A 9709-nucleotide genomic window follows, 5' to 3' on the forward strand; every position below is an offset into this window, starting at 1 on the left:
AAGCCTCTGTCACGGTGAAACAGGATGACATATCTTCGCTGCTGATTAAATCCAGGCGTCCTTCTATAGTCCGTTTGTCGCCACGCCGCAGTGCCCGCAAGTGGCCCGAAACCAGGAAGGACATACCGTGAAAAACCGTTCGTTTGACGCTCCCGCCACCGCCGTTTGCTCTGTCCGCGTGACCCCCTCCAGCTCCTTGCGCGGCATGCTGCGCAAGGCCGTGTGCTCTGCCACCGTCGCCGTGCTCGCGTTTGGCAGCGCTTCGGCTTTTGCCTGGTCGCAACATGGCACCGCCTACACGTCGCACGGCACCTACAACGGCGCGCGTTACGGCTCGTGTGGCGGCGGCAGTTGTTCGCACGCCGGCGGCGTGGCCGGCCCTTACGGCGGCGTGGCGACCAACACCGGCACGGTGACCCGCAATGCGCCGGGCCAGTTCTCGAATTCGGGCACCGCGACGGGACGCTACGGCAATCAGGTCCAGCACGCCGGCGATACCAATTGCGCGGGCGGCACCTGCTCCCACACCGGCACCCTCACCGGACCGGACGGCAAAACCGCAACCACCTCCGGCGATGTAACCCGGACCGCGGCTGGCCAGTATTCGTCGTCCGGGTCGATCACTGGATCAAACGGCAACACGATCGACCACTCGGCATCGACGAATTGCGCGGGCGCTTCGTGCTCACGTTCGGGCACGGTGACCGGCTCCAACGGCGGTACCGTCGATCACGCCGGTACGGCCACGCGGGTTGCGCCGGGCGTTGTGACGACGTCGACGAGCACGACGGGTACCCACGGCAACACGGTGACGACGAGCGGAACGGTCGTGACCACCGGCGTCGTCACGACGGGCGGCACGGCGGTCGTGGTTGCGCCGAAGCCGGTCGTCGTCGTACCGCCGCCGGTTGTGTATGTGCCGCCGAAGCCAGTGGTTGTCGTAGCGCCGCCGGTTGTGTATGCACCGCCGAAGCCGGTCGTCGTCGTAGCGCCGCCGGTTGCGTATGTACCGCCGAAGCCAGTGGTTGTCGCAGCGCCGCCGGTTGTCTATGCACCGCCGCCGCCCCCGCGTGCCGTGTATGTCGCGCCGCGCATGGTCTATGTGGCACCGGCGCCGCGCCCGGTCGTGTGGGTACCGGCGCATTGGGTGGGCAATGTCTGGGTGCCGGCGCACTGGTCATGAGTGAAGCGCGCGAGTGATAGCGGGCGACGAGGCCGGGCAAAGCGGTCCGGCGTCGACGAGCGAGCTGGGAAGTGCGCAGGCGGTCCGGTCACGTCAAACCGGTCCCGTTAAACGACGCCGGCCGGTTGTTCCGGCTGGCGTCGTGCGTTGATGGCGAAGGGTCCGCTGACGCCGCAACTCAAACCGCTTCGCGCCCGGCAAATTTTTTTGTTCGGACGCGCGGGAGCAAGGGCAACGGCTCGACCTTGCCGACAAGGAACAGATACGACAGCGCGCCGACGATGCATAACGAGCCCGCCACCATGAGCGGAATCACGAACGAGCCTTTTGTGATCGCCAGCATGACGCCGGTAAACGTGGTGATGAAAATGCCGGCGAGATTCCCCGCAAAGTTCTGAATGCCGCCGAGCGATGCCACGTGAGCCGGTGTCGGCGCCACTTCGCCCACCAGGGTCCACACATTCGCGCCGGCAAACGACAGGCTCGCATAAGCGAGAGCGAACAACCGCCGAGCATCAGCCGCACGCCCACGAGTTGCGCGAGACCGCGGGCCGCGCCGGTGGCGATCGTGAACGCCGACCACCAGCCGACCGCCAGCGCCAGACTCACGCGCACGCCGACCTTGTCGATGAACCAGCCGGCCGGCAGTTGCAGGAACGCATAGGTCCAGAAGAACGCGTTGAGCACGAGCCCCATGCCGACGGCGTCCAGACCCAACTCCGCACGAATGCTCGGCGCGGCGATCGCCAGATTGGCACGATCGACGAAATTGATCACGTTGGCGAGGAAACACATGAAGATCATGGTTCATCGGATGCGTGGCATGGAAGTCTCCGTCCGATTTTATGGTTATGACGACGCCGGTCAGGTCGTCTGCCGGCGCCTTGCTTGCAAAGTTTTATGCGGGCTTCAGGAACGGCTTCAGGAAAGCTTGTCCATCGCTTCCCACAAGCCGTTGATATACACGGCGCCGAGCGCCCGGTCGTACAAACCGTAGCCGGGCTTGCCGGTTTCGCCCCAGATCATGCGGCCATGATCCGGGCGGAAATAGCCGGTAAAGCCGGTGTCGTGATAGGCCTTCACGATGGCGGCGATGTCCAGCGAACCGCAGCTGGACAGGTGGGCCGTTTCTTCGAAATCACCGTCGGCCGTGATCTTCACATTGCGGATATGCGCGAAGTGGATTCGCCCCATCCCGCCGAATTCACGCACGAGTGCTTCCACGTTGTTCTGCGGTCCGGCACCGAGCGACCCCGAGCACAGGGTCAGGCCGTTCGCGGGCGAGTCCACGATCTTCACAATGCGCGCCAGGTCGTCGCGGTTCTTCACGATACGCGGCAAGCCGAAGATAGGGCGCGGCGGATCGTCCGGATGAATCGCCATCTTCACGCCGCATGCTTCGGCCACGGGAATGATCGCTTTCAGGAAATATTCCAGATGCTGCCAGAGCCTGGATTCGTCGACCTCGCGGTACTCGGCGAGCAGGGCTTTCAATTGTTCGGGCTGGTAGCTCGAATCCCAGCCGGGCAGCGCAATGCCCTGGTTCGGGTCGATCTCTTCAATTTCTTTCGTGCTGAACGCGAGGCACGTCGAACCGTCTTCGAGCGTCTTCGACAACTCCGTGCGGGTCCAGTCGAACACCGGCATGAAGTTGTAGCAGATCACCTTGATCCCGGCGGCCGCGAGGTTGCGGATGGTTTGCTGATAGTTGGCGATCAGACGATCACGGTTCGGCTTGCCGAGCTTGATGTCTTCATGCACGGGCACCGATTCGACGACTTCGAACCGAAGGCCGGCTTGCTCGATCGTCGACTTCAGGGCGGCGATTTTGGGCTCCGGCCACACTTCGCCCACGGGCTCGTCGTAAATGGCGGACACGATGTCGGTCATGCCGGGAATCTGGCGAATGTATTGCAGCGTGACGGGATCGGACTCGCCGTACCAGCGGAAAGACATCTTCACGACTTCACTCCTTTGATTGACTGCTCAGGCATTTGGCTCGGGGCGGGAGCGTGTTGGTCAGCCTCCCGATTCCCGCGGATTATGAGTGGTTGACCAATTTGACGCGATAGTGGTTTACCAGTCTATCTCTGCGGCAAGCCTTGTCCCGTCGCGATCCTCGGGTGTTTGACGGGAGTTTGAATGGCCTGAAAGGGGTTCGCGCACAAAATTGGTGTACCATTTTTTACGCGGGGGCCGAAGGCGGCGCCTTGTCATGTCTATTCGCGAGCACTTTGATGACCGACCTCTCGACCCAGCCATTCGCCCCCCGGCAAGACGCGGAAGCCACGGACCGTTCCTACATCGGCCTCGCGAAACAGATTCATGCGTTGATCGCTGCATCCGGAGACTTCGAGGCGGGTTCGAGGTTGCCGTCGGAGCGCACTCTGGCCGACCAATTCGGCGTGAGCCGCACGCAGGTTCGCGAGGCGATCATCGCGCTCGAGGTGCAGGGGGTGGTTGAAGTGCGCGGCGGTTCCGGCATCTATGTGTCGGCGGGCATCGGCGCCAGGCCGGTGACCTTCGACTTGCCGCGCGGCCCGGGCCCGATCGAAACCTTGCGCGCGCGCGCGTTGATCGAATCGGAAGTGGCGGCGCTCGCGGCAACCGAGCGCAAGGACAGCGACCTCGACCGCATCTTCTCCGCGCTCACCACGATGCGCGAGCAGATGCATGACAAGCAGGCCAACGACGTGGCCGATCGTCAGTTTCATATGCGCATTGCCGAAGCCACCGGCAATACGGTGCTATTGCACATGGTCACCGCGATGTGGGACTGCGCACGCAGCGATCCGCTCTGGGCCAAGATCGAAGAACACTTTCATACGCCGGCAATGCGTGCGGCGTCACAGGAAGATCATCAGCGCATTTTTGCCGCCATCATGAGCCGCGATCCGGCTGCGGCGCGAGAGGCGATGCACGCGCATCTGTCGCGCGTGGTGGGCGAGTTTACGCAGGCGTGGCGCTGAGAACTGGCAAACGTAAATCACAGGTGTTCTTTTCACGCCACGTCACTTTATTTTTGACGTGTTATTTATTTGCTAAGTCATATCATCGCGCTGCTCGTTTTATGCATTGCTCGCAAGACGTGCCTGTGTAACCCAATTGAAAACCTTACTGTAGTCAGCATGCGCCATTCGCACATCATTGCAGGGCGCTATACGCAATAATCAACTAACTCTATTGCACGTTTTAGCAATTCGCGGGGTACTGCCACGCGAATGCGTTGGCTGTCCGTTTCCGCGTTTTGCTGGCGGTCAACGCGCTTGCCCATGGTATTGAATGCACACAACTGATTACGCCATCACCGCCCCTTCACGGAGCCAAACAAAATGAAAAAGTCTTTATTCGTGGTCGCGCTTTCGGGCGCCTTTGCTATTTCGGCGCATGCGCAAAGCAGCGTGACGCTCTATGGTCTTATCGATACGGGATTGATCTACACGAACAATCAGTCCGGACATAGCAACTGGCAGGAAGTGAGCAGCTCGACGCAAAACACGGTGTTCGGCCTCAAGGGTTCGGAGGATCTCGGTGGTGGCTTGCACGCGGTCTTCAAGCTGGAGCAGGGCTTCCTTCTGAATAATGGCGCCCAGGCTTTCTCCGGTGACGGTTTCGGCTCACAGGCATGGGTCGGTTTGCAAAGCGATTCCTACGGCACCGTGACGTTCGGCCGCCAGTTTGACGTGATGAACGACCTGGTTGGCCCGCTCACGGCGGAGTTCAACACGTGGGGCGGCAACATGGCTGCGCACCCGTTCGAAAACGACAACCTTGCTGCCGATTCGGTCGTTGTCAACAACACGGTCAAGTACGCGAGCCCGACGTACCGCGGCGTCACGTTCGAAACGATGTATGGTTTCAGCAATCAGGCGGGCAGCTTCGCGAACAACCGTTCATATGGTTTCGCCGTCTCCTATGCGCAAGGGCCGGTCAATCTTGCCGCCGGCTACCTGCAATTCAACAACGCAGGCGGCGCCGCGGGCGGTGCCGTTACTCAGGGCGACGCGAGCGCGAACTTCCTTGCACAACGCCAGCGCATCTGGTCGCTTGGCGGTAACTACACGTTCGGACCGGCTACCTTCGGGCTGGTCTGGAGCCACACGCAGATGGACAACGCGTCGGGCGTCTTCTCGTTCGGCACCGGCACGTATCTTGGCGCAAACGACGCGTCCGCCGGCAGCCTGAGTGGCTCGCTGCGCATGGACAACTACGAAGCGAACGTCAAGTATGCGGTCACGCCTGCATTGACCGTATCGGGCGCGTATACCTACACGCGTGGCGCCTACAACGGTTCGTCGCCGGGCTGGAATACGGCGATGCTGCAGACCGATTATTCGATCAGCAAACGCACCGACTTCTATCTTGAAGGCGTCTATCAGAACGTGCATGGTGCACCTGCGGACTCCGTGCTCTCGCATGCGATGATCAATACGCTCTCGCCGTCGTCGTCGAACACGCAAGTGGCGGTTACGGTGGGCATGCGCCACGCGTTCTGATCGGCCCCGCGTGAGGTGAGCTGCAATTGACGTATGCCTGCGCTCCGCCAGGCATACCTCGATATCGGCGATCTCGCGATACCGATTGAAGCGTGTCTTTTCGGCACACATTGAATAGACGATCAGCCGCGCCGTGCCGCCCTTTCGGCGCGGCGCCAGGCTGACGAGACCGTATGCTTCGCTGAAATTTGGTTGTAAGTCGCCATTGCTAGAGTCATCGTCAGAATTTTGCCGCCAGATGCCGGACAGTGTTCTTTGAACACATAGAAAGGGAGAGCGACAAATCATGAAGATGAATCGTGTGTTCTGGCTCATTCTGACGCTGCTTTTCGCGAACCCGGTCTGGGCGTTTCAGTCGAGAGTCGTCACCATCCCAAGCGCCGCCATGCATAAGTCGTTCGATGCAACGGTGGTGCTGCCCGACCAATACACGCATGGCAAAGCGGCCGATCGCTTCCCCGTCGTCTATCTATTGCACGGTTCCGGCGGCGACTATACGGACTGGACCGCGAATTCTCACATCGGCAAACTGGCCGATCGCTATCACGTGATCCTCGTCATGCCGGACGGCGGTCACGAGAGCTGGTATATCGACAGTCCTGTAGATCCGCGCAGCCGTTACGAAACCTATGTGGGTAGCGAGGTCGTCAGCTACATCGATACGCATTTCCGCACGATCGCGACGCGGCAAGCACGTGCGATTACCGGCTTGAGCATGGGTGGGTTCGGGGCGTTGCATATCGCGCTGGACCGACCGGATGAATTCGGCGCCGCGGGAAGTATCAGCGGGGCGGTCGACCCGCGCGGCTGCGAGGATGAACCCGGGATCGATCAGGTGTTTGGCGATCCGGCGCGTCACGCCGACTTCTGGAACAACGAGGCGATTGTCGAGAACGCGCGTGGTTTTGGAAACGCGCATATTGCGCTGACGATCGATTGCGGCGTGAGCGACTCACTGGTTCAATCGAACCGGACGCTGCATGCGCGGCTGGTTGAGCTCGGCGTGCCGCATGATTACGCGGAGCGGCCGGGCGGGCACACGTGGAAGTATTGGTCCAACGCGGTGCAGTATCAGGTGCTCTTCTTTGCGAGTTCGTTCAAGCGGAGCGCGGGCGCGGCGCAGACGTGAGGCGCTTGCGCCGGTGCCGAAATGGGAGCGTGGACGCGATTTGCGGAGAGCACTTATTCGCAATTTTCAGATATGTCCGATTGAGATTGTGCCGATTATAGCAACAGTGAATTTGCTTATTAGGGGTTTACCCTAGGGTCGCCGACTCTTAGACTACGTTCACTGGCTGCAAAACAAACAGGTTTCGCAGCACGGCAAAAAACAATCTCTGGAGGTAGTCGTCATGAAATCGCTGATCGAAGCTGTTGTTATCGCTGCTCTCATCACTGCGCCGCTCGCTGCGTTTGCCCAATCCAACCAGCCGGTGACGCGCGCGCAAGTGCGCGCTGACCTGGTGCAACTGGAAAAAGCCGGCTACGATCCGGCCATGTCGAACGCCGACGACTACCCGGCAAACATTCAGGCTGCCGAGGCGCGTGTCGCTGCAGAAAGGGCTGCCGCTCAAACCAGCGGTTATGGTTCAGCCACGAACGGCTCGTCGCAAGCAGGCAGCCACACCGCGAGTTCGTACTCGGCTCCGGTTGTCAACGTGGGTCATTAATGGACCACGGCGCGAGCAGTCGTCTCGCGCCAGCTTGATTCGTGTTGTTGGACAGGCGGCCTTGCTCTCACGTCTATGTGAAAGCAGGGCCGCTTTGCAATTGAGCGTGGGTGAACGAGGCAGTCTGCATGTATAGCCGCGTGCAGGCACTTATCCCTGCACCGCAGTCAACTGCCTGAGTTGCTCCAGCAACTTCACTGCCGGACTCGGCAGAATGCCCTGACGGCGCCGAAAGGCCGTCAATGTGCGGCGTGCGACGAGGCCCGGAATCGGTAACGTGTCGAACACGCCGGCCGCACTTTCGGTGTCGTACATCGGCGTAGCCATCCAGCTCAGAAATCCCGCCCGCGTCACCAGGCTTTTCAGCACGGTGATCGAACGCGTCTCGACCGCAATCGGCGGCATGCCGAGCCCATGCTCGGCAAACACGTGTTGCATATGCTCGAACGGGCCCGTGCCGCGCGGCGGCACGCACCACTGCTGATCGAGCGTGTCGCCAAGACATAAATCCGCTTTGCTTCGCAGCGGATGATCGAGCGCGGCGACCACATAGCTCTCGTCTTCCCACCTGCAATCGGCAATCGCGGCAATCTCGTCCGTGTCCGGCACGGCCATGCTGAGCGCGAGATCGATCTCGTGTTTCATCAGACTGTCCGCCAGCCGGTCCCACACCCCCTCCATGATCTCCACGCGCAGATTCGGCCAGCGCGCGAGCACGCCGCTCACCGCGAGCGGCAGCACGAGCGTCGCGATGCTCGCCACCGCGCCGACGCGAATCGTCCCCTTCGCAAGGCCGCGCATCGCGTCGATCTCCTCGCGTGCGTAATCGGCTTCACGTTGCAGCAGGGTGGCGTGCGGCAGCAACGCGCTGCCGATCGCAGTAAGCTGCATACCCTTCGAGTGCCGTTCGAACAGCGGCGCGCCGACCTGATCCTCGAGTCGCTTGATAGTGCGGCTCAGCGCAGGCTGCGTGACGTGCAGTACTTCCGCGGCACGGCCAAGACTGCCACTCGCGACGATGGTTGCGAACGCATGCAATTGCTGAAGATTGAAAGTCATGCGTGAAAGTAATGCCTTTTCTCAAAAAAGGCAATTTTCAATCAACCTCGAGCTTCAGATAATGAGCCATCAGAAAACGGCGCTCATTGGCCGCAGCTCATTTTGCATGGGAGACAGGCATGACCAGCAACACGCCCCGTTCAGACGCATCGGGACTCTCTCAACACGCCTCGTTCACGGTGCGCGATGCCGTGATCGATTTCATGCGCCGTGTCGGTATGACTTCGGTGTTCGCCAATCCGGGCTCGACGGAATTGCCGTTGTTCCGCGATTTTCCGCAGGATTTCCGCTATGTGCTGGGCTTGCAGGAAGCAGTCGTGCTCGGCATGGCCGACGGGTATGCGCAGGCCACCCGCAACGCTTCGTTCGTCAATCTGCATTCGGCGGCGGGCGTCGGCAATGCAATGGGCAATATCTTCACCGCGTTCCGCAATCGCACGCCAATCGTGATTACGGCTGGGCAACAGGCCCGCTCGATTCTGCCGTTCGACCCGTTCCTCGCGTCGACACAAGCCACCGAATTGCCGAAGCCGTATGTCAAATGGAGCATCGAACCGGCGCGTGCCGAAGACGTGCCGCTAGCCATCGCGCGCGCTTATCACGTGGCGATGCAGGAGCCGCGCGGGCCGGTACTGGTGTCGATTCCCGTGGACGATTGGGATCGGGCTGCCGAGCCGGTGCCGGCGCGCGTCGTCAGTACTGAAATACGGCCGGAGCCGGTCGTGCTGGAGCAGATCGGCGCGGCCCTCGACGCCTGCGAACGGCCGGCTTTCGTGGTGGGCGGCGCAGTCGACCGGGCCGGCAGCTGGGACGCCGTCGTAACTCTCGCCGAACGCCACAACGCCCGCGTGTTCGTCGCGCCGATGACAGGCCGTTGCGCGTTCCCCGAAGACCATCGCCTGTTCGCCGGCTTCTTGCCGGCCATGCGCGAGAAGATCGTCGAGTTGCTCGGCGGACATGACCTGATCTTCGTGATCGGCGCGCCGGCCTTCACGTATCACGTGGAAGGTCACGGTCCGCATTTGCCTGCCGGTGCAACGCTATGTCAGTTGATCGACGACCCGGCTATCGCGGCGTGGGCGCCGGCCGGCACCGCGGTGGTCGGCAATATTCGTCTCGGCGTGAGCGATCTGCTGGCCCGGCCCGCGCCGAAGGCACGCCCGTTGCCCGCGCCGCGCGTTGCCTGTCCGCGCGCGGAACCGTCCGCACTGATGTCGGTGGCGTTCGCGTTGCAGACCCTTGCCGACGTGCGCCATGCGGACGATATCGTGGTCGAGGAGGCGCCGAGTTCCCGGCCGGTG

At 61.6% G+C, this 9709-nt stretch carries 8 protein-coding genes and 1 pseudogene; 6 read left to right on the forward strand and 3 right to left on the reverse strand.

Features of this window, described 5'->3' with window-relative positions; all coding sequences use genetic code 11:
- Positions 1-127 precede the first annotated feature (127 nt).
- The gene (locus tag QOC89_RS20175; protein ID WP_416340427.1) at positions 128-1183 is read left to right on the forward strand and encodes a hypothetical protein; all 1056 of its coding nucleotides are present in this window, start codon (positions 128-130) and stop codon (positions 1181-1183) included.
- 178 nt (positions 1184-1361) lie between these two features.
- On the opposite strand, the pseudogene QOC89_RS20180 reads toward QOC89_RS20175, so the two are convergent.
- Positions 1362-1987, reverse strand: a pseudogene (locus QOC89_RS20180) (MFS transporter).
- Between the two features lie 117 nt (positions 1988-2104).
- Entirely contained in the window at positions 2105-3145 is a 1041-nt protein-coding gene (gene uxuA / locus QOC89_RS20185; RefSeq protein ID WP_323046637.1) for a mannonate dehydratase, read from the reverse strand.
- A gap of 275 nt (positions 3146-3420) precedes the next feature.
- Between uxuA and QOC89_RS20190 the strand changes: the two genes are divergently transcribed.
- The 4 genes from QOC89_RS20190 to QOC89_RS20205 all read left to right on the forward strand — a co-directional run bounded on the left by QOC89_RS20190 (position 3421) and on the right by QOC89_RS20205 (position 7349).
- Positions 3421-4152 (forward strand): FadR/GntR family transcriptional regulator, encoded by a 732-nt coding sequence (locus QOC89_RS20190; protein WP_323046638.1) that lies wholly within the window; start codon positions 3421-3423, stop codon positions 4150-4152.
- Between the two features lie 363 nt (positions 4153-4515).
- Positions 4516-5679, forward strand: coding sequence for a porin (locus QOC89_RS20195; protein ID WP_323046639.1), 1164 nt, complete (start codon positions 4516-4518; stop codon positions 5677-5679).
- 286 nt (positions 5680-5965) lie between these two features.
- Positions 5966-6808 (forward strand): alpha/beta hydrolase family protein, encoded by an 843-nt coding sequence (locus QOC89_RS20200; protein WP_323046640.1) that lies wholly within the window; start codon positions 5966-5968, stop codon positions 6806-6808.
- Between the two features lie 223 nt (positions 6809-7031).
- The gene (locus QOC89_RS20205) at positions 7032-7349 is read left to right on the forward strand and encodes a DUF4148 domain-containing protein (protein ID WP_323046641.1); all 318 of its coding nucleotides are present in this window, start codon (positions 7032-7034) and stop codon (positions 7347-7349) included.
- A 150-nt stretch (positions 7350-7499) separates the two neighbouring features.
- Here QOC89_RS20205 and QOC89_RS20210 read toward each other — a convergent pair whose 3' ends face one another.
- Positions 7500-8408 (reverse strand): LysR family transcriptional regulator, encoded by a 909-nt coding sequence (locus QOC89_RS20210; protein WP_323046642.1) that lies wholly within the window; start codon positions 8406-8408, stop codon positions 7500-7502.
- A 119-nt stretch (positions 8409-8527) separates the two neighbouring features.
- Between QOC89_RS20210 and mdlC the strand changes: the two genes are divergently transcribed.
- Positions 8528-9709, forward strand: a 1182-nt coding sequence (gene mdlC, locus QOC89_RS20215) for a benzoylformate decarboxylase (protein ID WP_323046643.1), incomplete at its 3' end; no start/stop codon positions are given.

Source organism: Paraburkholderia sp., from assembly GCF_034668105.1.
In the GTDB taxonomy this organism is placed as follows: Bacteria; Pseudomonadota; Gammaproteobacteria; order Burkholderiales; family Burkholderiaceae; genus Paraburkholderia.

Excerpts from the sequence above, each read along its gene's own strand:
- QOC89_RS20190 (WP_323046638.1), top strand. The coding sequence starts at position 3,421 with ATGACCGACCTCTCGACCCAGCCATTCGCCCCCCGGCAAGACGCGGAA.
- QOC89_RS20195 (WP_323046639.1), top strand. The coding sequence starts at position 4,516 with ATGAAAAAGTCTTTATTCGTGGTCGCGCTTTCGGGCGCCTTTGCTATT.
- QOC89_RS20200 (WP_323046640.1), top strand. The coding sequence starts at position 5,966 with ATGAAGATGAATCGTGTGTTCTGGCTCATTCTGACGCTGCTTTTCGCG.
- QOC89_RS20205 (WP_323046641.1), top strand. The coding sequence starts at position 7,032 with ATGAAATCGCTGATCGAAGCTGTTGTTATCGCTGCTCTCATCACTGCG.
- QOC89_RS20210 (WP_323046642.1), bottom strand. The coding sequence starts at position 8,408 with ATGACTTTCAATCTTCAGCAATTGCATGCGTTCGCAACCATCGTCGCG.